The organism is Acidovorax sp. SRB_14 (genome assembly GCF_012932145.1).
Classification (GTDB): Bacteria; Pseudomonadota; Gammaproteobacteria; order Burkholderiales; family Burkholderiaceae_C; genus Simplicispira.
The window spans coordinates 93,817-117,426 of the sequence record NZ_MWOK01000007.1; the positions used below are offsets into that span (position 1 = coordinate 93,817).

Genomic DNA, 23,610 nt, shown 5'->3' on the forward strand with positions numbered 1-23,610 from the left:
CCGCCCGTTTGGTCGTGAGGACGGTATTGTAGCCTGCAACGCGTTGATTTGCAAAGATCCTGCCTTGTTTCGCAGCATGGGGCACAGGCGCGAACCCGCAAGCCAGATTTCATGCCAAAAAGCCGTCCGGCCCTTTCTTCACCTGGGAAGACAGCTATGAACTCGATAGCGGCTTGAGCAGCTCGACGAGGTCGCCCTCGCTAAAAAGCGGTTCTTGGCGCCCTTCGTGCCCGCCGTAGAGGCTGCCCGCCAGCTGCGCCTTGCGCTCCTGCAGCGCCAGAATGCGCTCCTCGAGCGTGTCCTGCGCCACCAGCTTGAGCACCCACACGCTCTGCGCCTGGCCGATGCGGTGGGCCCGGTCGGTGGCCTGCTGCTCGGCGGCGGGGTTCCACCACGGGTCGTAGTGGATCACGGTGTCGGCCTGCGGCAGGTTCAGGCCCACGCCCCCGGCCTTGAGACTGATGAGGAACAGCGGCACCTCGCCGCGGGTGAAACGCTCGATGGTCTGGTCGCGGCGCTGGCTCTGCCCGGTGAGTTTGGCCCAGGGCAGCTGGCGCTTTTTGAGCTCGGCCTCGATCAGCGCGAGCATGCTGGTGAACTGCGAGAACAGCAGAATGCGCCGCCCCTCGGCCAGCATGCCGGGCAGCAGCTCCATCAACTGCTCCAGCTTGGCCGAGGCCTTCACCTTTTTTGCGGCCTCCAGCGGCACCAGTTGCGGGTCGCAGCACACCTGGCGCAGTCTGAGCAAGGCGTCCAGGATGGTGATCTGCGACTTCGCCAGGCCTTCCCTCGCCAGCGCCTCGCGCACGGTTTTTTCGGTCCCCAGGCGAATCGTTTCGTAGAGGTCGGCCTGCGCGCCCGACAGCGCCACGCGCACCACGGTTTCAACCTTGGGCGGCAGCTCGCTCGCCACCAGTGCTTTGCTGCGGCGCAGCATGAACGGCGCGGTGCGGGCGCGCAGCTGCGCCAGGCGCCCGGTGTCGCCCTGCTTTTCGATCGGCGTGCGAAACCATTCGCCAAAGCGCTTCTGGCTGCCGAGAAAGCCCGGCATCAGGAAATGGAACAGGCTCCAGACCTCGCCCAGATGGTTTTCCATGGGCGTACCCGACAGGCACAGGCGGTGCTGTGCCTGCAGCTGGCCCGCCACCTGTGCGGCGTGCGTGCTGGCGTTCTTGATGTGCTGCGCCTCGTCGAGCACCACGAGGTGCCACCGCGCGGCCAGCCAGCGCGCGCGGTCGCGCTGTAGCAGCGAATACGGCGCGATCACGATGTCGTGCGCCGCCATCGACTCGGCCACGGCGTGGCGCTCCTTGCCATGCAGCACCAGGCAGCGCAGCTGCGGGCAAAAGCGCGCGGCCTCGCGCTGCCAGTTGCCCAGCAGGCTGACGGGCGCGATGACCAGCGCCGGGTGCGTGAGGCGACCTGCGTCCTTCTCGACCTGGATGTGCGCCAGCGTCTGCAGCGTCTTGCCCAGGCCCATGTCGTCGGCCAGGATGCCGGCGAGGCCGTGGGCGCGCAGGAACTGGAGCCAGTTCAGGCCCTGGCGCTGGTATGGGCGCAGTTCGGCCTGCACGCTGGCGGGCACCGGCACCTCGGGCAATGTGCCCTGCCCCTTGAGCTGCTGGACCAGGGCGCGCAACCCTGCCGCGCCCTGCCACACGGCGCCCTCGCCCAACGCAGCGCTCACGCGCAATGCGTCCAGGCGCGAGAGCCGGAGGCTGTCTCCGGCGAAGTCGTGCGCCCTCTCGCCCACCAGGTCGAGCAGCGCGGCCATCCAGGGCTGCAAGGCGTCGGTGGCCAGGCGCACAAAGCCCCCGCGAACGGGCGTGCGCAGATAGACGAAGGGCGGCAGCGTCGGCAAGCCGGTGACCGGATCGGGCGGCTGCGCAGCGGCCGCCGAAATCAGCTCGGGCAGCGACGGCAGGATGTTGTGGCGCTGGCCGCCGACCTCCATGCCGAGCGACAGATCGAACCAGGGCGAGAGCCCTGCCCCCACGGCCGCGCCGCCGGCCGGTTGCAGCTGCACGTCCGGCCCCTGGGCATGCGCGATCCAGCCGTCGAGATCGGCGTCCAGCGTGAGCGCAAACCCGGCGGCGCGCAGCGCCTCGAAGCCGTGGTCGGCCCAGTGCATCCAGGCATGCTGGGGCTGGGCCCCGGGGATGCCGAAGCCGCCCCCTTCGCTGCCCTGCAGCCCCAGGCCCTGCAGTCGGTCGATGGCGCCCTGTTCGGCCGGACCATCGCGCTGCAGCAGCACGGGCCCGGTGGGGCCGTCCACCAGCAGCGAAAGCGGCTGGTCCGACCACCAGCCGACGCAGCCGTGGTAGTCAAAGCGCAGCTGCGCCGTGATGAGGCCTTTGGCGGGCACCTCGCCGGCCGGCGTGGGCGACAGGTGCAGGCGCGCCACGGGCGCAATGCCGGTGAGCCGCGCGGCGCCGTGCAGCGCCGGCGGCAGCGGCACGGGGCCCAGGCGCTGCAGCAGGCCGGCCTGGTGCTTGTGCAGCGCCGACGCGGTGAACGACGGCGCCTGGAGCAGCACTTCCAGCTGCGCGGGCGCCAGGCCATCACCCTGCACCGGGCCGCACCGGCCGCGCGCCGCATCCAGGTACAACGGCGGGCTGTGGTGGCAGAGCGTCGCTGTGGCACTGGCCAGGTTGGCGCGCAGCGTCCACGCGCTCTCGCGGCCGGGGGCGCTGGCGGGCTCTTCGTGCCAATGCCAGGCCGGCGCCAGCGCCTGCCCCCACTGCAGTGGCGCACCGAGGGCGGCCCCTTGCACGTCGGCAAACAGGCGCCCGGTGCCGGCGGCCTGCTGCAGCGCCTGCACGCCCACCGCGCCATCGACCACGGCGCAGGGTGCAGCGTGGTGGGCGGAGTAATAAGCGCCCTGCGCCAGGCTCAGTGCGCGCAACAGCTGCAGCACCTGGCGGTCGGCCTCGCTGGCGCGGTCGTAAGCGGCCTGGCCCTTGCCGGGCGGGGTGCGGATGCGCTGGGGCTTGGACCATCCGCCCGTGGCCTGGGGACGCGAGAGCACGGCTTCGAGCTGCAGCTGCGGCGCGCTGCGCGGCGCACCGATGGCCGTCAGCAGGTACAGGTACTGCTCGGGCGGCCGCTCGCCGGGGCCACCGCGGCGCGCGGTGCCCGGCCGCGGCGCGCCGCTCTGCCCGCAGACCTGGTCCAGGGCGTCGAACCAGCGCAGCAGGCACGCTTCGGCTTCCCCTCGCTCGGCCTCGGCGCTGCGCGCCTGCAGCGTCTGGCGCAGCGCGGCGGCGGGCAGGTGCTCGAAGCCCTGCCACCGCCCCTCTGCCGCCTCTGCGAGCACGGCCACGGTGTGCTTGCACTGGCGCGCCACCGGACAGCAGCAGTCGCCGTCGAAAGAGTCCACCGTGCCGTCGTCCCGCAGAGACAGCTCGATCGACACGCTGTGGGGCTGGCGCCGTGTGTCCTGCACCTGGCCTTGCAGCAGCCACCGGTCGCGCAGCGGCGCCACATCCACACCCAGCACCTGGCCGCCGCGCTGCAGCGCCAGGCCGCGCTGCCAGGCGCCGCTGTCGCACTGCGGCTGCAGCGAAGGCAGGTCGAACCAGGGCGTGTCTTGCATGGAATTCAGTGAAATACGCCTCTAACCCTTATCGGGTAAGCGCAAGAGGCTATCAAAAAAGGAGTGGATGGCCGGGCCAGCCAGCGGCCCGCGCACGCTGCGCGGGACCCCGGCTCACTGCGCGTGGGCGGCGCGCACGCGCTCGAACACGGCCTGGGCCTGTGCCGACACGGCCGACGGGGGCGGCGGCGCGTCCTGCAGGCTGGCCAGCAGGCGGGCCAGCACCGGGGCCTGGGGCAGCAGCGGCCCGAGGAACCGCGCCTGCTGGCCGTCGGCGATCAGCAGCGTGGGAAAGGTTTCCACGTCCAGGTCCCCCGCCAGGTCTTCCTCGTCTTCCACGTCGACCCAGACAAAGCGCGCCCCGGGGTGGGCCTGCGCGAGGGCGTCGAACAGCGCGCGGTAGTCGCGGCACACGCCGCACCAGTTGGCGCACAGGCACACCACCCACCAGGCGGCGGACGGGGTTGCGGAGGACTCGGTAGCGGGCGCCGGCGAGGGGTGGTTCATGGCAGGTAAGGGACTCAGGGACCGCGCCGCTCTCGGACGCGATAAGCGTCGATGGTAGCGACCCCGGAGGCCTGGTTGCCCCAGGACTGGCGCACGAACGAGGTGACGGCCGCCACATCGTCGTCGCGCAGCACCTGCATGAACGGCGGCATGCCGTGCGGTCGCGGGTTGCCCGCCGTGGCCGGCAGGTAGCCGCCCTGCAGCACCACGCGCAGCACATTGGTCGGATCGGCCAGCGCCACCGCGCGGTTGCCGGCCAGCGCCGGGAAGGCGCCGGGCTTGCCCTGGCCGCGGTCGCCGTGGCACTGGGCGCACTGCTGCTCGTAGACCTTGGCGCCGCGCTCGAGCGTGGCGGCCGGCGCTGCCGGCGCGGCCACGGCCACGCTCTCTTGCTGCGGCAGCGCCTGCAGGTACACCGCCATGGCGCGTGCGTCGGCGTCGGTCAGATACTGCGTGCTGTTGAAGACCACCTCGGCCATGGGCCCGAGGGCCGAGCCGTGCGGCGCCACGCCGGTTTTCAGCAGCGCCACCACGTGTTCCAGCGGCCACTGCGCCACGCCGGCCTCGGCGGCGGCGTTGAGCGCGGGCGCATACCAGTTCTGCACCGGGATCAGGCCGCCGCCAAAGGCGCGCGCCTCGCTGCTGGCGCCTAGGGCGTTGCGCGGCGTGTGGCAGGCGGCGCAGTGTCCCAGGCCGTTGACCAGGTAGGCGCCGCGGTTCCAGTCGAGCGACTGGGCCGGATCGGACGCGGGCTCCTGCACGGCCGTGCCCGGCGTGAAGAACAGCGCCCGCCAGCCCGCCAGCGCCGCCTGCGTGTTGTACGGAAAGCGCAGCGCGTGCGGCCGGTTCGCCTGCGCCACGGCCGGCAGGCTGCGCAGGTAGGCATACATGGCGTCAGAATCCGGCCGCGTGACCTGCGTGTAGTTGGGGTACGGGAACGCGGGGTACAGCAGGCGCCCGTCCTTGGAGCGGCCGTTGTGCAGGGCGCGCCAGAACTCGGCCGCCGACCAGTTGCCGATGCCGGTGGCGGCGTCGGGCGTGAGGTTGGAGGTGTGGACCACGCCGAACGGCGTATCGATGCCGCGCCCGCCCGCATAGGGTGCGCCGCCCTGCGGGGTGTGGCAGCCCATGCAGTTGCCGGCCCGTGCCAGATAGGCGCCGCGCGCTACCAATTCAGGGGTCGATGTGAACGCCTGCGGCGTCGCCGGCAAGGCGTCTTCGCCGCTCAGGTTCAGCGACACCACGGCAGCCGCCGCCACCACCAGCACGGCCGCGAGCGCGGCCAGGGTCCAGAGCGCGCGCTTCATTGTGCCGCTCCCAGCACGGCGCCATCGACGCCGCCGCAGCGCATCGGCAGCGGCGCCGGCAAGGCAGCAGCGGGCCTGCCAGCGCCCGGCACGGGCTGGGCGGACAGCCAGGCCGAGACGGCACTGACGTCGTCGGGCGTGAGCTGGCGCGCGATCTGCGCCATGCAGTCGGGGGCCTGGGCGTGGCGCTGGCCGGTTTTCCAGGCGCCCAGCTGGCTGTTGAGGTAGTCGCGCGGCAGGCCCAGCAGGCCCGGGATGAACGGGTTCACGCCGGTCATGGCCTGGCCGTGGCACTGCACGCAGGCCGGAATCTGGCGCGCCTCGTCGCCCTGCTGCACCAGCAGGCGGCCGCGCTCGAGCGCGGCCGGCGGCGCCTGGGGCGCGGGCGGCGGGGCATAGGGCACCTCGAGCGCGGCGAAGTGGTCCGCCATCTCCTGCAGGTAGGCGTCCGTCAGGTGCTCGATCAGGTAGGCCATTGGCGGGTAGCTGCGTCGCCCGTCGCGAAAATTGAGCAGCTGGTGGTAGAGGTAACCCGCCGGCTTGCCCGCGATGCGCGGGAAGTAGCCCTCGGGCGTGGCGCGGCCCTCTTTGCCGTGGCAGGCGGTGCAGGCCAGCACGCGCGTGGACATCGCATCGGCCCGTTCGGCGGTGGCCGGCGCGGAAGGCGCAGCCGCAGGGGCGGCCAACGCGCCCCCGCACAAGGCAGAACCCAGCAGCAGCGGCAGAAAACGGCGCAGCGTGGTGCGCAAGAAAGCAATCATGGGTGGTTCATTAGGGGGCGTGGGGAACACGCAGACTCTACGCGCACCACCAAAACAGTACAGATCCAGATTTTGGTAAAAAATACGGATCAGATTGTCGCAGCCCCCACGCCCGACCACGCTCGGGCGCCGCGCGATGCTTCACTATCGATAGCTTGCAACGCTTGCTGCGCGAGCGCCGAAGGCCTTTTTGGCTCCAGAGCCAGGCCCTGTTCGCCCGAGCCTGCCACGGACCGTCACTCGGCCACGATGCCCGCCGCCTGGATGACCTTGCCCCACTTCTGGGTCTCGGCCGCCTGGAACTTGGCGAGCTCCTCGGGCGTGGTGGTCCAGGCTTCGGACCCGGCCATGTCGAAGAACGACTTGGCGGCGGCGCTCTGCGTGGCACGGGCCATGAGCTCGTTCAGCCGCGCCACCACGGGCGCGGGTGTGCCGGCCGGCGCGTAGGCCGCGAACCAGTAGCCCATGTCGTAGCCCTTCACGCCCGCTTCGTCGATGGTCGGCACATCGGGCAACTGCGCGCTGCGCTTGTGCGTGGAATAGCCGAGCGCGCGCAGCTTGCCGGCCTTGATCTGCGGCACGCCGGTCGAGGTGTCGGTGATCATCAGGTCGATCTGGCCGCCCAGCAGGTCGGTGATCGCGAGCGGATTGCTCTTGTAGGGCACATGCAGGATGTCCACGCCCGCGAGCTGCTTGAGCATTTCGCCCGCCACGCGGCTCGACGAGCTGCCGCTGCCGAAGCTGAGCTTGCCGGGGTTCTTCTTGGCGGCGGCCACCAGCTCGCCCACGCTTTTGTAGGGCGCGGCGGCGTTCACCACCAGCACCTGGCCGCCCTTGCCCAGGCCCGAGATCGGCGCGAAATCCTTGACCGGGTCGTAGGACAGCTTCTTGTACAGGTGCTCGTTGGCCGCATGCGTGGTGTTGGTGGTGATAAGCAGCGTGTAGCCGTCGGCCGGGGCCTTGGCCACGGCCTGCGCGGCGATCATGCCGCTGGCGCCGGCCTTGTTGTCGATCACCACGGGCTGTTTGGTTTCGGCGCTGACGGCCTGGCCGATGGCGCGCGCGAGCTGGTCGGTAGCGCTGCCGGCGGCAAATGGCACGACGAAGGTGATGGCCTTGGCCGGGTACGCCGGCGCCTGCGCGGCGGCCATGCCGGGCAGCGCCAGGCTCAGGGTGGTGGCGGCGAGAGAGCTGGCCAGGGCCAGCGCGCGGCGGCGGGATGGGAAATGGGGGTTCATGTTGTCTCCTGTATTTCTAGGGTTGGGGGAAAAAATTGGCGGTGATTCAGGGCGGGCCGGCCAGGTGCTGCGCCAGCGCGGCCGGCACTTCGACGCGCAGGTCCAGCAGCAGGAACGAGAGCGCCTTGCCGTGGCTGTCGAGGTTGAGCGCGTCGTTGACGCCGCCATCGAGCACGTCGTCGAGCACGAAGTTCATCGCCTGCAGGTTCGGCAGCAGGTAGCGCGCCACGCGGCTGGGCTGGCGCAGCGCGAACTGCCGCGCCACGGCAGCTTCGGTGACCTGCGCGACCAGCACGTCCCACAGCGCGGGATGCCAGGCGATCACGCTGATGTTCGAGCGGTTGCCCTTGTCGCCGGTGCGGCCGTGGGCCAGGCGGTACAGGGGCACGGTCAGGGTGGGTGCGTTCATGGTTTTTTTCTCGCGCTCAGTCCAGCATGTCGTAGCCGGTGGCAACGGCGCCGCGCGGCACCAGGCACGACACCGTGCCCAGGCGCGGGCGCGTGGCGGTGCGCACGCCGCCGCCGCCGGCCGGGCCGCAGCAGTACAGCGCCGTGACTTCGCGCACCAGACGCTGGGCGCTGGCGTGGTCGCGGTGCTGCAGCGCCACGCGCAGGCGCACATCGCGGGCATCGCCCGCCGGCGCGCCAAGCCAGCGCCCGGCGTCGTCGCCGAACACGCTGGTCACGCCGATCAGATCGATGCGCAGCGGGCCCAGGCCCTGCAGGCGCTCGCGCAGCACTTCGCCGGCAAGCCGGGCGCGGGCCTCGGCGCGCGCGCCGGCATACGAAATCTCGCCCTCGGCAAACCAACCGGTTTCAGAGCACACATTCACCTTCAGCGTTGGCGGCCGGGCATGGCCGCGCACGCCTTCAAGGCGCACCTGGTCGGGTCCCACGCACCGCACGCGCGCCTGCGTGATGTCGGCCACCACGTCGGGCGTGAGGTAGGCGGCGGGGTCGTGCAGTTCGTACAGCAGCTGCTCTTTGACCGTGCGCTCGTCGATGCGCCCGCCGGTGCCGGGTGGCTTGGTGAGGGTGCAGTCGCCGTTGGCGTCGATCTCTGCCAGCGGGTAGCCGAGCCGGGCGAGACACGGCACGTCCTTGTAGCCCGGGTCGGCAAAGTACCCGCCCGTGACCTGGGCGCCGCATTCGAGCAGGTGGCCTGCCATGGTGGCGCGCGCCAGCCGGTCGCAGTCGTCCAGCGGCCAGTTGAAGTGCGCGAGCGCCGGGCCCAGCACCAGCGCCGGGTCGGCCACGCGGCCGCAGACGACGATGTCGGCGCCGGCGCGCAGCGCATCGGCAATGGCCTCGGCGCCGATGTAGGCGTTGGCGCTCACGATGGGGTCGGTGGGCATGGCACTGCCCAGGGCCTCCTGCAGCAGCGCGCGGTGCTGCGGCCCGCTCAGGTCGTCGCCGTGGACCACGGCGATGCGCGGGCGGCGCGTGCCCAGCTCGCGCGCCAGTTGCAGGATGCGCCGCGCCGCGCCCAGCGGGTGGGCCGCGCCAAAGTTGCTGACGATGCGCACGCCGTGCTGCAGGCACTGCGCCAGCACCGGGCGCAGCAGGTCTGCCAGCAGCGGCTCGTAGCCGGCGTCGGGGTCGGCGCGGCGCGCCAGCTGGGCCAGCGCCAGCGTGCGCTCGGCCAGCGTCTCAAAGATCAGCACGGCCGGCTGGCCGCTGTCGATCAACGCCTGCACCACCGGTGCGGCGGCGTCGGTGCGGTCGCCGGAAAATCCGGCCGCGCAGCCGATCAGCAAGTTGTGGGGGTTCGCCATAAGGTCTCCTGCCACCAATGTAGGTGCACCGGGTTATTCTGTGAAATTGATTGTTGCGATCAATCCATCTGGAATTCAAATGAATATTTCTTCCCGGCAGGTCGACGCGTTTCTCGCGCTGGCCGAACAGCGCAGCTTCACCCGTGCGGCCGTGCAGTGCCACCTGTCGCAGCCGGCCTTCAGCGCCCTCATCCGCGCGCTCGAAGACGGCCTGGGCCTGCGCCTGTTCGACCGCAGTACGCGCCATGTGGCACTGACGGGCGAAGGAGAGAACTTTCTGGAGGCGGCGCGCCGCATCCGCGCCGAAATCGACAGCGCGCTGGCCCGCATGCGCGACGCCGCCACGCTCCAGCGCGGGCGCGTGGCGATCGCGCTGCTGCCCTCCCTGGCCGCGGGCTGGCTACCCGGCGTGCTGGCCGGCTACCACGCGGCACACCCGGGCGTCGAACTGGAGATTGCCGATGTGCTGTCCGAGCGCTGCATCGAGCAGGTGGCCACCGGCAAGGCCGACTTTGCTCTCGCCGCGATCCGCGCCGACACGCCCGAACTGCAGGCCGAGCCGTTCTGCGCCGACGACTTTCACCTGGTCTGCCGCAGCGGCCACCCGCTGCTGCGGCAACGCACGCTGGCCCCTGCCGACCTGGCCGCGTGGCCGTTCATCCACCTGGCGCGCACCAGCAGCGTGCGCCAGTACCTGGAGGCCGCGTTCCACCCGCAGGCCATGCACACGCTGATGGAGGTGGAGCAGCTCGCCACCGTGATGGGCATGGTGCGCGCGGGCCTGGGCATCAGCGTGGTGCCGGCGCTCACGCTGTTCCACTTCGGGCAGCCCGGCCTCGTGACGCGGCCGCTGGCGCTGCCCGGGCTCACGCGGCAGATTTACCTGGTGCGCCGGCGCGACCGCAGCCTGTCGGTGGCGGCGCAGGCGCTGGTCGCGCGGATGGTGGAACTGCGGCCCGCCTGACCGGCCGACTTCAGCGGCGCGCGGCGGGCGCGGGGTGCGGGGGCTGCGCCAGTGGCACCGGCTGCGGCGGCAGCGGCTGCGGCGCGTGGTCCAGGTCGGGCCGGCGCCACGGGTCCACATGGGTCATGACATCGAGCACGCGGTGGCGCTGCAGGACGCGCGCGCGGGCATCCACGGCAATCGCGTGGCCGGCCTCCACGCTCAGCGTGGCGTCGACTTCAAGGTGCACGTCGACCACCACCATGTCGCCCATCTTGCGCGTGCGCACGTCGTGCACGCCGCGCACGCCGGGCGTCTCGCGCAGCGTCTGGCCGATGGCCTGCACTTCGCTCGCGTCCACGGCGCTGTCCATCAGGTCGTGCAGCGCGCTCCAGCCGAACTGCCAGCCGGTGCGCGCCACCATCAGCCCCACGATCAGCGCCGCGATGGTGTCCAGGATGGTGTAGCCCGCGAGGTTGCCCGCAATGCCGATGGCCACCACGAGCGACGAGGCGGCGTCGGCGCGCGCATGCCATGCGTTGGCCACCAGCATGCTCGACTTGACGCGCTTGGCGACCCGCAGCATGTAGCGGAACAGCAGCTCCTTGAGCACCAGCGTGGCCAGGGCCACCCACAGCGCCGCCACATGCACCTGCTGCAATGCGGCCGGGTTCTGCACCTTCAGCACCGCCGACCAGACCATGCCCACGCCCACGCCCAGCAGCACCAGCCCGAGCATCAGCGACGCGGCGGTCTCAAAGCGCTGGTGGCCGTAGGGGTGGCCTTCGTCGGGGTCCTTGTGCGCGTGGTGGTTGGCAAACAGCACGACAAAATCGGCCACCAGGTCGGAGAACGAATGCAGGCCGTCGGCGATCAGCGCCTGCGATTTGGCCAGCACCCCCACGGCAATCTGCAGCGCAGACAGCACCAGGTTGACGCCCACACTGACCCAGGTGCTGCGCGCGGCGGCGGCCGCACGGGCTTCGGGTGTGTGCCGGGTGTCCGGGGATTTTTCGGTAAACGGCGGGGGCGTCATGGCAAACAGGCGGTTCGGGGCTGGCGGCCAGGGAGCGGGCCGCCCGCGGAGAGCTTACCCCGTGTCCTGCCAGGGCCGGCAGCGGCGCAGCCTTGCACGCTGGCAGGGCAAGGCATGGCGCGCTCGAATGCCGCATTATTGATAGCGCATGGCGCTGGATGGGTAAGCGCTGAAGGCCTATTGGGCCAAAACCTTTCGCACCGGTGGCCACTGCCGCCAATGGCGTGCGGCCCGCCACCGCAGCGCGCGGCGCGCCCGCCGGCCGCACAGGGCGCAGCCGGCGTACAGTGCTGCCATCGCTGCCAAGGAGAGAGACCATGAACCACCAGATCTGTGCCTGCATCGATGCCCTGCCCGCCGCCGCTGCGGTGGTCGATTGGGCCGCATGGGCGGCGCTGCGGCTGAATGCGCCGCTGCAGCTGCTGCATGTGCTCGACGAGCCCGCGGCCATGCCGCCCGTGGGCGATTACAGCGGCGCGCTGGGCTTTGGCGCGCAGGAGCTGCTCCAGCAGCAGCTCAGCGCACTGGACGAGCAGCGCGGCGCGATCGAACGCGAGGCCGGCCGCCATCTGCTGCAGAGCGCGTGCGAGCGCGCCAGCGCCGCCGGCGTGCCGCACGTCGCCGAAGGCATGCACTACGGCGACCTGGTCGAGACCCTGCTGGGCCTGGAGGCCAGCACGCGGCTCGTGGTGCTGGGCGAGCACTACCGCGCCAGCACGCCGCGCAGGATCTACCTCAGCCACCACGTCGAACGCGTGGTGCGCAGCATCAAACGCCCGGTGCTCGTCGCCACCGTGTCGCCGTTTGCCGCGCCCGAGCGCTTCGTGCTGGCCTTCGACGGCAGCGCCACTGCGCGCAAGATGATCACCATGGTCGCGGCCAGCCCGCTGCTGCAGGGCCTGCCGGCGCTGGTGGCCATGGTGGCGCCCGACACGCCCGAGGCGCACCGGCAGCTGCACGAGGCGCAGTCGGTGCTGCAAGCGGCCGGCTTTGCCGTGCAGACCGCGCTGCGGCAGGGCGATCCCGAACAAGCGCTGCCCGAGCTGCTGGCGACCCAGGGCAATGCCGTGCTGGTGATGGGAGCCTATGGCCACGCGCGCATCCGCCAGCTCATCGTGGGCAGCACCACGACGGCGCTGCTGCGCCTGAGCCCGGTGCCGGTGCTGGTGCTGCGCTAGGCAACCCTGCCCCGGCCGCTCACAGGCTTGGCAGCGCAACGCGGCGCGACAGCTGCGCCGCAGCCTCCTTGCGTTCGCTGTAGCGGTCCACGAGGTAGGGCGCCACGTCGCGCGTCAGCAGCGTGAACTTGACCAGTTCCTCCACCACATCGACCACCCGGTCGTAGTAGGGCGAGGGCTTCATGCGGTCGTCCTCGCCAAACTCCTGGTAGGCCTTGGCCACGGAGGACTGGTTGGGAATGGTGAGCATGCGCATCCAGCCCCAGCACGCGCATCTGGTTGACGGCATTGAACGACTGCGATCCGCCGCACACCTGCATCAGCGCCAGCGTCTTGCCCTGCGTGGGCCGCACGGCGCCCTGGGCCAGCGGGATCCAGTCGATCTGCGCTTTCAGGAGGCCGGTCATGGCACCGTGGCGCTCGTGCGAACACCATAGCATGCCTTCGGCCCACTGGGCCAGGGCGCGCAGCTCGACCACCTTGGCATGGGTGTCGGGCGCATCGTCGGGCAGCGGCAGGCCACCGGGGTGGAACATCCGCACATCGCCGCCCAGGGCCGTGAGCAGGCGCGCCGCCTCCTCTGCCAACAAGCGGCTGAAGGAGCGCGGCCGCAGCGAGCCATACAACAGCAAAAAGCGCGGCGCGTGCGCAGCAGGTGCCGCCGCGCGCAGCTGGGCCCCGTCGGGCACCTGCACCAGATCGGGCTGGACATGGGGCAGGTCGGAAAAATCGCTCATGAAGGTTCTGTGAAATGGTCAAAAGGAGGCCGGCTTCAGGGCCGGCCCTGCTCGTACCACGGCTTGGTGCGGTTGACCACGCGGACCACCAGCAGCATCACCGGCACCTCGATCAGCACGCCCACCACCGTGGCCAGCGCCGCGCCGGAATGGAACCCGAACAGGCTGATGGCGGCCGCCACGGCCAGCTCGAAGAAGTTGGAGGCCCCGATCAGCGCCGACGGGCAGGCAATGCTGTGCTTCTCGCCCAGCGCGCGGTTGAGCCCGTAGGCCAGCGCCGAGTTGAAGAACACCTGGATCAGGATGGGCACCGCCAGCAGCGCGATCACCAGCGGCTGCGCCAGGATGGCCTCGCCCTGGAAAGCGAACAGCAGCACCAGCGTGGCCAGCAAGGCGGTGATGGACCACGGCCCGATGCGCGCCATGGCAGCGTCGAACGCGCCCTGCCCCCGTGCCAGCAGCGCGCGCCGCCAGAGCTGCGCCAGGATGACCGGAACCACGATGTACAGCCCCACCGACACCAGCAACGTGTCCCACGGCACGGTGATGGCCGAGATGCCCAGCAGGAACGCCACCAGCGGCGCAAAGGCCACCACCATGATGCTGTCGTTGAGCGCCACCTGCGACAGCGTGAACAGCGGGTCCCCGCCGGTGAGGCGGCTCCACACGAACACCATGGCCGTGCACGGGGCAGCGGCGAGCAGGATCAGACCGGCGATGTAGCTGTCGAGCTGATCGGCGGGCAGCAGCGGCGCAAACAGGTGGCGAATGAACAGCCAGCCCAGAAACGCCATGGTGAACGGCTTGACCATCCAGTTGACGAACAGCGTCACGCCAATGCCGCGCACATGCTGGCGCACCTGGCCCAGCGCCGCAAAGTCCACCTTGACCAGCATCGGGATGACCATCACCCAGATCAGCAGGCCCACGGGCAGGTTGACCTGCGCCACCTCCATGCGCCCGATGGCCTGGAACAGCCCCGGCAGCCCCTGCCCGAGCGCAATGCCAACGACGATGCAGGCAAAAACCCAGAGCGTGAGGTAGCGCTCAAACACGCCCATGGGGGCCGGGGCCGCCGGCCGGGCAACCCCTTCACAGGCCGTGCGCCTGGCGGGGTTTGCCGCGGGGATGGCATTCGCACGGTTCGATCGAGCGGGAGCGTCTGGAGGCGTTGTCATGAAAAGCTTCTTCAGGAAGGGGCGTCGCGGTCAGGGCAGCAGCGTGCCGATGCGGTCCAGCGCGGCCTGGAGGCGGGCCGGCTCTTGCCGCAAACCCGCCAGCGGCAACGCCAGAAAGGCCTCGATCCGAACGCGCAGCGTGCGGTAGGCGGCCAGAAAGGCGGCATCGATCTGCGCCTCCGTGCCCGTCGCGTGTGCCGGGTCGGCCACGCCCCAGTGCGTGCGCAGCACCGGCCCCAGGTAGGCCGGGCAGGTTTCGCCGGCGGCGTTCGCGCACACCGTCACCACCACGTCGGGCACCACCGGCAGGTCGTTCCACGGCTTGCTGTGGCAGCCCTCGGCGGAAATGCCTTCGCGCGCCAGCAGCGCCAGCGCGCGCGGGTGCACCTGGCCCGTGGGCTGGCTGCCGGCGCTCGTGGCGTGCCAGCCCGCAGGCGCGAGGTGGTTGAAGGTGGCCTCGGCCAGGATGGAGCGGCAGGAGTTGCCGGTGCAAAGGAACAGGACGTTCATGGTGGAGTGGGGAAACAAGGAAATGGAGCGGGCCTGCGCCGCTGGGCAGACCGTGGGGTGTCAGGCAGCGTGGGTGGGTCCGCTGCCGCAGGACAGGCACTCCGGCACGGCCAGCCCTTCGCACAGGGCCGGCTGGCCGGCGCAGCATTCGTCGCCGAGGTACGCGATCAGGTCCACCATCAGGGCGATGTGTGCGCGGTAGCGCTGGTAGCGCCCCTCCTGCACCACCGTCAGCAGGCCCGCCTGCGTGAGCGCTTTCAAGTGGAAGGACAGATTGGTGGCTGGCAGCGCCAGCGCGGTGGCGATTTCCCCTGCCACCAGGCCTGCGGGCCCCTGCTTGACCAGCAGGCGAAAGACGTCGAGCCGCACGCCCGAGGCCAGCGATTCGAACACGGTGGTGGCAGTGGCTTTGTCCATAGGGCAATTATTCAACAATAATTGAATAGTTGCATCAATGGGCGAAAAAATTGCAGCCCCATGGCCGTGCTGGACACCGGCCGCCCCGGCGATGTCCGCAGGGGCATCGCTGCCGGACGGTTATGCCGCGGTGTCCGCCAGCACGGTGATGGACGCAAAGCGCAGGTGGTGCATGAACTCGCGCAGGATCAGCAAGGTGGCGGCAAATTCGGGGTTGCCCGGCAGGCCTTCGAGCGCGGCGGGCCGGCCCTCGGCCACCGCGGCAAAGCGCTCGAACACCCGCTCCATGGCCTCCAGCGAAAGGGCCATGCGCGGGCCGGGCTGCACGCCGGCCCGCACGGCCACCTCGCGCACCAGGGTGTCGCCACACCACAGCGTGCAACCTGCCGGCAGCACCGCCAGCGCACGCACCACCTCGTCTTCGACGGTGGCGATGGCGTTCTCCAGCTCCAGCGGCGTGGGCGGGTTGCGCCGGAAGAAATCCTGCGCGGTTTTCTGCGCGCCCACTGCCAGGGCCAGGGTCGCTGCGGGCTCGGCGCCCGTGCCGGCCACGACCACGCTGCCCTGCGCGCCGATGTGCAGCACCGCCGCGGGCGCCCCTGCCACCATGCCGCCGCGGACGGCGCGGTAGCACGCCCGGGCCCGGTCTTCGCGGTCGGACGGCGCCGAAGGCGCGGGGGACGGGCTCATGGCGCGCGCACCTGTTCGAAATCGATGAAGCCGCGCTCGACATTCGTGCCCACCAGCTTCACGCGGATCCTTTGCCCGACATCGAGCAAAGGCTCGCCCGCCACCAGCAGGCCTTCGGCCGGTGGCGCCAAGGTGCGCACCCAGGTGGCGCTGTCGGTGCGGCCGGTGACGATGGCGTCGAACTGCTGGCCCATCAAGGGCTGCAGGTACAGTGCTGCCTCGGACTTGCGCACACTGCGCTCGACCTTTTGCGCCGCGTCTTCCTGGCGCGTGCAGTGCACGGCCAGCGCCTCCAGCTCGGCCACGCTATAGGGCGGCCGCTCCCCCGAGAGCATGGCCTTGACCATGCGCAGGCTGATGAGGTCGGGGTAGCGGCGGTTCGGCGCGGTGGAATGCGCGTAGTCGCGCACCGCCAGGCCGAAGTGGCCGATGGGCGCGCCGTGCGGCTGCTCGACCACGTATTCGCCCGAGCCCATGAGCTTGATGATGACCAGCGACAGGTCGGGAAAGCGCAGCGGATCGGCCTTGCGCTGGCGCGCCAGAAAGGCCTCGAGCGCCTGCGAGTCGGGCGTCTGGGGCAAGGTCTCCCCGTACCTGCGCGCCACCTCGACGATGCGCAGCCAGCGCTCGGGCGAGCGCACGACGCGGCGCAGGGCGGCGGCGCCGTGGTGCGCCAGGAACTGCGCCGTGCAGGTGTTGGTGGCGATCATGAACTCCTCGATGAGCTGGCGCGCGCGGTTGTGCACGGGCTGGCGCAGGTCCACCACGCGATCGCCCTCGAACACCGCGCGCGGCTGGAAGGTTTCGAGCTCCAGCGAGCCTTGCGCGCGCCGGCGTGCCCGCATGGCCTGGGCCACCGCATCCTGCGTGCGCAGCTGCGCGTCCATGCCGGGCACGGCGCGCGCGGCCTCGGGCAGCTCGCCCGCGCCCTCGACCCAGGCGGCCACGGCCTCGTAGGCCAATTGGGCCTGGTTGCGCACCAGGGCGCGGTACACCGCCGAATGGGCCACCGCGCCTTCACCGTCCACCTCCATTTCGGTCACGATGGCCAGCCGGTCCTGGTGCGGGTTGAGCGAGGTCAGGTCGGTCGACAGGCGCTCGGGCAGCATCGGAAACACCCGCGCCGAGGTGTAGACCGACGTGGTGTTGGTGTGTGCGTGCGCGTCGAGTGGCGAGCCTTTGCGGACCAGCGCATCCACGTCGGCCACCGCGACCAGAACCTTCACGGCCCCGCCCGGCAGGGGCGCGCACGCGGTGAGCTGGTCGAGGTCGCGCGAGTCGTCGTTGTCGATCGAACACCAGGGCAGCGCCGTGAGGTCGCGGATCTGGGGGTCAGCATCACGGCCCGGCCCGTGCAGGGCCTGCAGCTGTTGCAGCGCGCCTGGCGGAAATTCGGGCTCCAGGCCGCGTTCCTTCATGGCCAGGGTGGCAATGCGCACCAGATCGCTGCGGTGGTAGGTGGTAGTGGTGGTGTCCATGGCGCGATGGTAGTGGCGCCCTCAGCGTCGGCGCAAGCGCGCTGGCGCGGCGGCGGGGCGCAGGGCAGCAAAAACGGCGATGGCCGCCAGCGACAGCGCCACCGCCAGCCCGAAGGCCCAGCCCGGCGCCAGCGCCCACAGCGCCCCGGCCAGCAGCGATGCCGGCAGGTACAGGACGCCGGTGAGCGTGTTGTAGACGCCCACCGCCGTGGCGCGCCGTTCGGGCTCCAGATCGGCGATGAAGGCCTTGCTTTGCGACTCGTCAATCGCATAAAACACCCCGTAGGTGGCCAGCAAGGCCACCATCTCCCAACGGCTGCTGGCCAGCACCAGCCCCAGGTTGATGGTGGCGTAGAGCGCATAGCCGAGCACGATGACGCGGCTGCGTCCCACCCGGTCGCCCAGCCGGCCCACCCAGGGCGCGGCCACCACGCAGGTGGTGTTGAACAGCGCGTAGAGCAGCACCACGTCGGTGATGCGAAAACCCAAGTCATGGGCTTTGAGCAAGATGAAGCCCAGGCTGAAGTACGCCAGCGCAAACACCCCCGCGGGCACCAGGAAGCGCTTGAATCCAGGGCTGAGCTGCTGCCAGTTCTGCCGCACACTCTCGCGCGCATGCGGCAAGCCGGGCTGGTCCGGAGCCCATGCGAGCACCAGCACGCCGAGCACCGCCGGCACGAAGGCCACCAGGAACAGCGTGCGGTAGCTGCCGGGCGACTCGCCCAGCCACGACAGCAGCCCATAGGCCACCAGCGGCCCGAGCACGGCGCCAGACTTGTCGAGCGCTTTGTGCACGCCAAACGCATAGCCGCGCGACGCCTGGCCCGCCACGGCCGACAGCCAGGCATCGCGCGGCGGCCCGCGAAAGCCCTTGCCCAGGCGCTCCACGACACGAAAAATGGACAAGCCCAGCACCGAGGAAGACAACAGCAGGATCAGCTTAGCCAGGGTCGAAAACCCATAGCCCGCCACGGCCAGCCATTTGCGCCGCCCGCTGCGGTCCGACAGCCAGCCGGCCAGGTAGTTGAGCGACGAGGCCGAAAAGTCCGCCAGCCCCTCGATCAGCCCGAGCAGCGCGCTCGACGCGCCCGCCACGGTGGTAAAGAACACCGCGAACACCGCAAAAATCATCTCCGAGCTCAGGTCGGTGAGAAAACTCACCAGCCCCAAGCGCAGCACGTCGGGGTGCAGGGCCGTGCGCTGTGCGGGCGTGACGGCCTCGGGCGCTGGGGGATCGCGGACTGGCTGGCTCATGGCGTACGTCCAGGGCGGGGTGGAATCAGCATTGTGCCCATCCCGGGTGCGGGCAGACTTCACTACATAATTCATAGCAACTTGCGCTTTCTGGGCAAGCGATAGAGGCCTTTTTCACCAAAAGCTGAAGCAACGCAAGCCGTGCGCAAGAGGCCCTCCCTACACTGGAGAAACTCCGCCGCACCGTCCAACCCGACCCGCAAGGACCACCGCCATGCCCAGCTCCAAGACGTCCCCGGCCCGCCCCACCCTGCCCACACCGGACGGGCAAGGCCTGGACAGCGCCGAGGCCGCACGCCGCCTGGCGGCCGATGGCCCCAATGTGCTGCCGGGCAGCGCGCCCAAGTCCACCTGGACCATCGTGCAGGGCGTGCTCACCGAGCCCATGTTCCTGATGCTGCTGGCCGCCGGCGGCATCTACCTGGCGCTGGGCGACCGCGCCGAGGCGCTGTTCCTGCTCGGCTTCGTCTTCGTCGTGATCGGCATCACGCTGGTGCAGGAGCGCAAGACGCAGCGCGCGCTCGAATCGCTGCGCGACCTGTCGGCCCCGCGCGCGCTGGTGCTGCGCGACGGACGCGAGCAGCGCATTGCCGGGCGTGACGTGGTGCGCGGCGACCTGCTGGTGCTGCACGAGGGCGACCGCATCGCCGCCGACGCGCAGCTGCTGGACGGCCAGCTGGAGGTGGACGAATCGCTGCTCACCGGCGAAGCGGTGCCGGTGGCCAAGCTGCCGCTGGCGCCCGCATCCGGCACCGCGAACGCCGCCCCCGCATCCGTGCCCGCAGGCCCGGCTGACGGCCACGCGGTGGCGGCGCTGTTCGCCAGCACCGTGGTCACGCGCGGCGTCGGCCTGGCCCAGGTGCGCGCCACCGCTGCCCACACCGCCGTGGGCCGCATCGGCGCCGACCTGGCCGCCACCACCGAGCCGCCTTCGGCATTGCAGCAGGCCTCGCGCACGCTGGTGCGCCGGCTCGGCGCCGGCGCGCTGGTGCTGGCCAGTGCCCAGGTGCTGCTGGGCTGGTGGTGGAACGGCAGGCCGCTGCTCGAAAGCCTGCTTTCGGGCATAGCGCTCGCCATGGCCATCCTGCCCGAGGAGATCCCCGTCATCCTGACCGTGTTCCTGGCACTGGGCGCCTGGCGCATCTCGCGGCAAAAAGTGCTGACGCGGCGCATCACGGCCGTCGAGGCGCTGGGCGCGATCACCGTGCTCGCGGTCGACAAGACCGGCACGCTCACCGTCAACCGCATGGCGGTGGCGGGCCTGGCCACGGCCCAGGCGCAGTTCACGCCCGAAGGCGCGCGCGAGCTGCCCGAGGAATTCCACCGGCTGACCGAGTTCGCCATGCTGGCCACGCCGGGCGACCCGTTCGACCCGATGGAAAAGGCCATCCAGCACTTTGGCCACCAGTGGCTGGCAGGCACCGAGCATGTGCACGACGGGCGCGAACCGGAGTTCGAGTACGCGCTCTCGGGCGAGATCCTGGCGATGACGCGCGTGTTTGCGAGCGGCGGCGACGGCGAGCACCTGCTGGCCACCAAGGGCGCGCCCGAGGCCGTGGCCGACCTGTGCCACCTCGGCGCTGCGCAGCGCGATGCCATCCGCCAGCAGGTCGAGGACATGGCCGAACGCGGCCTGCGGGTGCTTGGCGTGGCGCGCGGGCGCTGGAGCGGCGCGCCCGCCGCGCCCGGCTTTGATCCGCCTTGGCCGCAAAGCCAGCACGACTTCGACTTCGAATTCCTCGGCCTGGTGGCACTGGCCGACCCACCGCGCGCCGAGGTGCCCGCCGCCCTGGCCGAATGCCGGCGCGCCGGTGTGCGCGTGGTCATGATGACGGGCGACCACCCCGCCACGGCGCGTGCCATCGCGCAGCAGGTGGGTCTGTCGGAGCGACCCGACATCATCACCGGCGCCGAGCTGGAGGCGCTGGACGACGCCGCCTTGGCAGCACGGCTGCGGCATGTGGACCTGTGCGCGCGCCTGCAGCCCCAGCACAAGCTTCGCCTGGTGCAGCGGCTGCGCGCGTCCGGCGAGGTGGTGGCCATGACCGGCGACGGCGTCAACGACGCGCCCGCGCTCAAGGCCGCCGACGTGGGCATCGCCATGGGCGAGCGCGGCACCGACGTGGCGCGCGAGGCGGCCGCTCTGGTGCTGCTCGACGACAGCTTTTCGCGCATCGTGGCCGCCATCCGCCAGGGCCGGCGCATCGACGACAACATCCGCAAAGCCGTGCGCTTCACCTTTGCCGTGCACGTTCCCATCATCGCGCTGGCGCTGGTGCCCACGCTGCTGCACTGGCCGGTGCTGCTGCTGCCGGTGCACATCGTGCTGCTGGAGCTGCTGATCGACCCGGCCTGCTCCATCGTCTTCGAGGCCGAGCCCGAAGACCCCGGCCTGATGGAACGTGCACCCCGGCCGGTGGCCGACTCGCCCTTTGCCGCTGCGCCGCTGGTGTTTTCGGTGCTGCAAGGCCTGGGCCTGGCCGCGCTGCTACTGGCCGGCCAGGCCTGGATGGTGGCGCAAGGCTGGAGCACCGAACAGGGCCGCGCCACGGTGTTCAGCACCCTGGTGCTGGGAGTGATGCTGCTGATCCTGGCCAACCGCGACCTCTCGCGCCCCGCCTGGCATGGCGTGACCGACCGCAACCCCTGGTTGTGGCGCATGGCCGCTGCCATGGCGCTGCTGCTCGTGGCGGTGCTGGGCCTGCCCTGGCTGCGCACGCTGATGGGCCTGGCCCTACCCGGCCCCGGGGGCTTGGCGGTGGGCGGTGCGCTGCTGGCCCTGTCTCTGGCGTGGCTGGAGCTGGTTCGGGCGCTTACGGGTCGGTCCGCAGGTAGCTGGCGTGGCGCGGCAGGCGCAGGCTGACCAGGAAGGCGATCACCATCATGGCCGTGACATACCAGTAAAAGCTCGATTCGTGGCCCAGCGATTTGAGCCCCAGCGCCACATATTCGGCCGATCCGCCGAAGATCGCATTGGCGATCGCGTACGCCAGCCCCACCCCCAGCGCGCGCACCTCGGGCGGAAACATCTCGGCCTTCACGATGCCGCTGATGGAGGTGTAGAAGCTCACGATGGCCAGCGCCAGCAGGATCAGCACAAACGCGGCGTACGGGTTGGTGACATGCTGCAGCGCGGTCAGGATGGGCACGGTGGCCAGCGCGCCCAGGCTGCCGAACAGCATCATGCTGGTGCGCCGGCCAATGCGATCGGACAGCGCACCGAACAGCGGCTGCATGCACATGTAGAGGAACAGGCAGGCCGTCATCACGTAGCTGGCGGTCTTGATCGACATGCCGGCCGAGTTGACCAGGTACTTCTGCATGTAGGTCGTGAAGGTATAGAAGATCAGCGAGCCGCCGGCCGTGTAGCCCAGCACCGTGAGAAAGGCCGCGCGGTGGTTGCGCAGCAGCCCGCGCACGCTGCCCGCCTCCGCGCTGGCGCGCGCCTGGGCGGTCGAAGTCTCCTTGAGCGTGCGCCGCAAAAACAGCGCCACCACGGCGGTGAGGGCGCCGATGACGAACGGAATGCGCCAGCCCCAGGCCTTCATTTCGGCCTCGCTGAGCCACTGCTGCAGCAGCACGACCGTCAGCACCGCGAGCAGTTGCCCGCCGATCAGCGTGACGTACTGGAACGACGAGAAGAAGCCGCGCTGGCCGCTCAGCGCCACCTCGCTCATGTAGGTGGCGGTGGTGCCGTATTCACCCCCGACCGACAGCCCTTGCACCAGCCGCGCGAGCAGCAGCAAGGCCGGTGCCCAGGCACCGATGCTGGCGTAGGTGGGCAAGGCAGCGATCAGCAGCGAGCCGCCGCACATCATCAGCACCGACAGCACCATCGAGGTCTTGCGCCCGCGCCGGTCCGCGATGCGGCCAAAGACCCAGCCCCCGATGGGCCGCATCAGAAAGCCCGCGGCGAACACGCCCGCCGTGTTCAGCAGCTGCGCCGTGGGGTCGGACTTGGGAAAGAACGAGGGCGCGAAATAGATCGCGCAGAAGGCGTAGACATAAAAGTCGAACCACTCGACCAAGTTGCCCGACGAGGCCGCCACGATGGCAAAGACGCGCTTGCGCTTTTCCTCGTGGGTATAGCTGGGCAGGGGAGCCAATGTGGGTACGGGGGTGGCGGGAACCGTTTTCATGGCGTTTTCCGGCGAAGCGACGGTGCCAAAACCTTAGCACTTCCGGGCTGTTTCAGCGCACCAGGCCACAAACCCCTGCTTGGGGCGTGGCGCCTGCGCCGTGGCGGCTTTTGTGCTCCCCCGCCTGACACGCGCTGCCAGCGGCGGCCTACAGCAGGGACGCCGCGGGCGCCCCTACAGTGCAAGTCACACGGCCAGCGTCCCGGCACCGGCCCTGGTGCGATGGCTGTTCATTTATCCGAGGAATCTCCCGATGCGCATCCGCCCCTCCGTCCACCGCAGCCCGTGGCTGCCTGCCGCTCTCGGTTTCGCTGCGTTGCTGTCGGTGCTGGCGCTGAGCGCGTGCGCCACGTCCACGCCCGCTGGCGTGCACGCGGTCCATTTCGATGTGGACCGCTATGCCGGCCACTGGTACGAGCTGGCGCGCATCGACCACCGCTTTGAAAAAGGGTTGATCCGCACCAGCGCGCACTACAGCCGCAACGCCGACGGCACGATCGAGGTGCTCAACCGCGGCTTCGACCCGGTGCACCAGCGCTGGAAGGAGTCGGTGGGCAAGGCCCGCTTCCTGGGCGACCCGACGCAGGCCGCGCTGAAGGTGTCGTTCTTCGGCCCGTTCTATGGCGGCTACCACGTGGTGGCGCTCGACCCCGAGTATCAATGGGCCATGGTGGTGGGCTCCAGCCTCGACTATTTCTGGATCCTTTCGCGCACCCCGACGCTGCCCGAAGGCATCAAAAACCAGCTCCTGGCCAGAACACGCGCGCTGGGCGTGGACGAAAACCAGGTGCGGTGGGTGCAGCAAGACGGCGTGAACCCCACAGGGCTCTAGGCTCTGCGCACGACGTTCAGCTCTGTTTTGATAGC

At 70.5% G+C, this 23,610-nt stretch carries 19 protein-coding genes and 1 pseudogene; 4 read left to right on the plus strand and 16 right to left on the minus strand.

Features of this window, described 5'->3' with window-relative positions:
* Positions 1–154: 154 nt before the first annotated feature.
* The 7 genes from B2J86_RS07680 to B2J86_RS07710 form a co-directional block, all read right to left on the minus strand.
* A complete protein-coding gene (locus B2J86_RS07680) occupies positions 155–3,595 on the minus strand; it encodes a DEAD/DEAH box helicase (protein ID WP_173025129.1) in 3,441 nt (1,146 codons plus the stop codon).
* Positions 3,596–3,709: 114 nt separating this feature from the next.
* On the minus strand, positions 3,710–4,102 hold the full coding sequence (locus B2J86_RS07685) for a thioredoxin family protein (RefSeq protein WP_169633702.1): 393 nt from the start codon (positions 4,100–4,102) through the stop codon (positions 3,710–3,712).
* Positions 4,103–4,116: 14 nt separating this feature from the next.
* Positions 4,117–5,409, minus strand: coding sequence for a cytochrome c (locus B2J86_RS07690; protein ID WP_169167385.1), 1,293 nt, complete (start codon positions 5,407–5,409; stop codon positions 4,117–4,119).
* Positions 5,406–6,170 carry a c-type cytochrome gene (locus B2J86_RS07695; protein ID WP_169167386.1) on the minus strand — a complete coding sequence of 255 codons (765 nt, stop codon included), beginning with the start codon at positions 6,168–6,170 and terminating at the stop codon, positions 5,406–5,408. Before B2J86_RS07695 ends, B2J86_RS07690 begins: the two co-directional genes overlap by 4 nt.
* Positions 6,171–6,406: 236 nt before the next feature.
* Complete coding sequence (locus B2J86_RS07700) at positions 6,407–7,408, minus strand: tripartite tricarboxylate transporter substrate binding protein (RefSeq protein ID WP_173025130.1); 1,002 nt, start codon at positions 7,406–7,408, stop codon at positions 6,407–6,409.
* 46 nt (positions 7,409–7,454) lie between these two features.
* A complete protein-coding gene (locus B2J86_RS07705) occupies positions 7,455–7,817 on the minus strand; it encodes a hypothetical protein (RefSeq protein ID WP_173025131.1) in 363 nt (120 codons plus the stop codon).
* 16 nt (positions 7,818–7,833) lie between these two features.
* Positions 7,834–9,183, minus strand: coding sequence for an acyclic terpene utilization AtuA family protein (locus tag B2J86_RS07710; protein WP_173025132.1), 1,350 nt, complete (start codon positions 9,181–9,183; stop codon positions 7,834–7,836).
* A 79-nt stretch (positions 9,184–9,262) separates the two neighbouring features.
* Between B2J86_RS07710 and B2J86_RS07715 the strand changes: the two genes are divergently transcribed.
* Positions 9,263–10,147, plus strand: a complete 885-nt coding sequence (locus B2J86_RS07715; RefSeq protein ID WP_173025133.1) for a LysR family transcriptional regulator — start codon at positions 9,263–9,265, stop codon at positions 10,145–10,147.
* Positions 10,148–10,157: 10 nt separating this feature from the next.
* Here the strand turns inward: B2J86_RS07715 and B2J86_RS07720 are convergent, their stop codons facing one another.
* On the minus strand, positions 10,158–11,162 hold the full coding sequence (locus tag B2J86_RS07720) for a cation diffusion facilitator family transporter (protein WP_169167391.1): 1,005 nt from the start codon (positions 11,160–11,162) through the stop codon (positions 10,158–10,160).
* A gap of 317 nt (positions 11,163–11,479) precedes the next feature.
* Here B2J86_RS07720 and B2J86_RS07725 point away from each other — a divergent pair, with 317 nt between their 5' ends.
* On the plus strand, positions 11,480–12,340 hold the full coding sequence (locus B2J86_RS07725) for a universal stress protein (RefSeq protein WP_169633707.1): 861 nt from the start codon (positions 11,480–11,482) through the stop codon (positions 12,338–12,340).
* A 19-nt stretch (positions 12,341–12,359) separates the two neighbouring features.
* Here the strand turns inward: B2J86_RS07725 and arsH are convergent.
* The 7 genes and pseudogenes from arsH to B2J86_RS07760 all read right to left on the minus strand — a co-directional run bounded on the left by arsH (position 12,360) and on the right by B2J86_RS07760 (position 18,604).
* A pseudogene (gene arsH, locus B2J86_RS07730) lies at positions 12,360–13,077 on the minus strand (arsenical resistance protein ArsH).
* A 35-nt stretch (positions 13,078–13,112) separates the two neighbouring features.
* Positions 13,113–14,138, minus strand: coding sequence for an ACR3 family arsenite efflux transporter (arsB, locus tag B2J86_RS07735; protein ID WP_169167394.1), 1,026 nt, complete (start codon positions 14,136–14,138; stop codon positions 13,113–13,115).
* A 147-nt stretch (positions 14,139–14,285) separates the two neighbouring features.
* A complete protein-coding gene (locus B2J86_RS07740; protein WP_169167395.1) occupies positions 14,286–14,765 on the minus strand; it encodes an arsenate reductase ArsC in 480 nt (159 codons plus the stop codon).
* Positions 14,766–14,825: 60 nt separating this feature from the next.
* Positions 14,826–15,182 (minus strand): helix-turn-helix transcriptional regulator, encoded by a 357-nt coding sequence (locus tag B2J86_RS07745; protein WP_169167396.1) that lies wholly within the window; start codon positions 15,180–15,182, stop codon positions 14,826–14,828.
* Between the two features lie 120 nt (positions 15,183–15,302).
* Complete coding sequence (locus B2J86_RS07750; RefSeq protein ID WP_169167397.1) at positions 15,303–15,872, minus strand: hypothetical protein; 570 nt, start codon at positions 15,870–15,872, stop codon at positions 15,303–15,305.
* Positions 15,869–17,350 (minus strand): RNB domain-containing ribonuclease, encoded by a 1,482-nt coding sequence (locus B2J86_RS07755; protein ID WP_169167398.1) that lies wholly within the window; start codon positions 17,348–17,350, stop codon positions 15,869–15,871. The genes B2J86_RS07750 and B2J86_RS07755 overlap by 4 nt, the downstream gene beginning before the upstream one ends.
* Positions 17,351–17,371: 21 nt before the next feature.
* The gene (locus tag B2J86_RS07760; protein WP_173025134.1) at positions 17,372–18,604 is read right to left on the minus strand and encodes an MFS transporter; all 1,233 of its coding nucleotides are present in this window, start codon (positions 18,602–18,604) and stop codon (positions 17,372–17,374) included.
* A 214-nt stretch (positions 18,605–18,818) separates the two neighbouring features.
* Between B2J86_RS07760 and B2J86_RS07765 the strand changes: the two genes are divergently transcribed.
* Positions 18,819–21,467, plus strand: coding sequence for a cation-translocating P-type ATPase (locus B2J86_RS07765; RefSeq protein WP_169167400.1), 2,649 nt, complete (start codon positions 18,819–18,821; stop codon positions 21,465–21,467).
* Here the strand turns inward: B2J86_RS07765 and B2J86_RS07770 are convergent.
* Positions 21,418–22,743, minus strand: coding sequence for an MFS family transporter (locus B2J86_RS07770; protein ID WP_169167401.1), 1,326 nt, complete (start codon positions 22,741–22,743; stop codon positions 21,418–21,420). The genes B2J86_RS07765 and B2J86_RS07770 overlap by 50 nt on opposite strands.
* Positions 22,744–22,996: 253 nt before the next feature.
* On the opposite strand from B2J86_RS07770, the gene B2J86_RS07775 reads away from it, so the two are divergent.
* A complete protein-coding gene (locus B2J86_RS07775; protein ID WP_169167402.1) occupies positions 22,997–23,575 on the plus strand; it encodes a lipocalin family protein in 579 nt (192 codons plus the stop codon).
* Positions 23,576–23,610 lie beyond the last annotated feature (35 nt).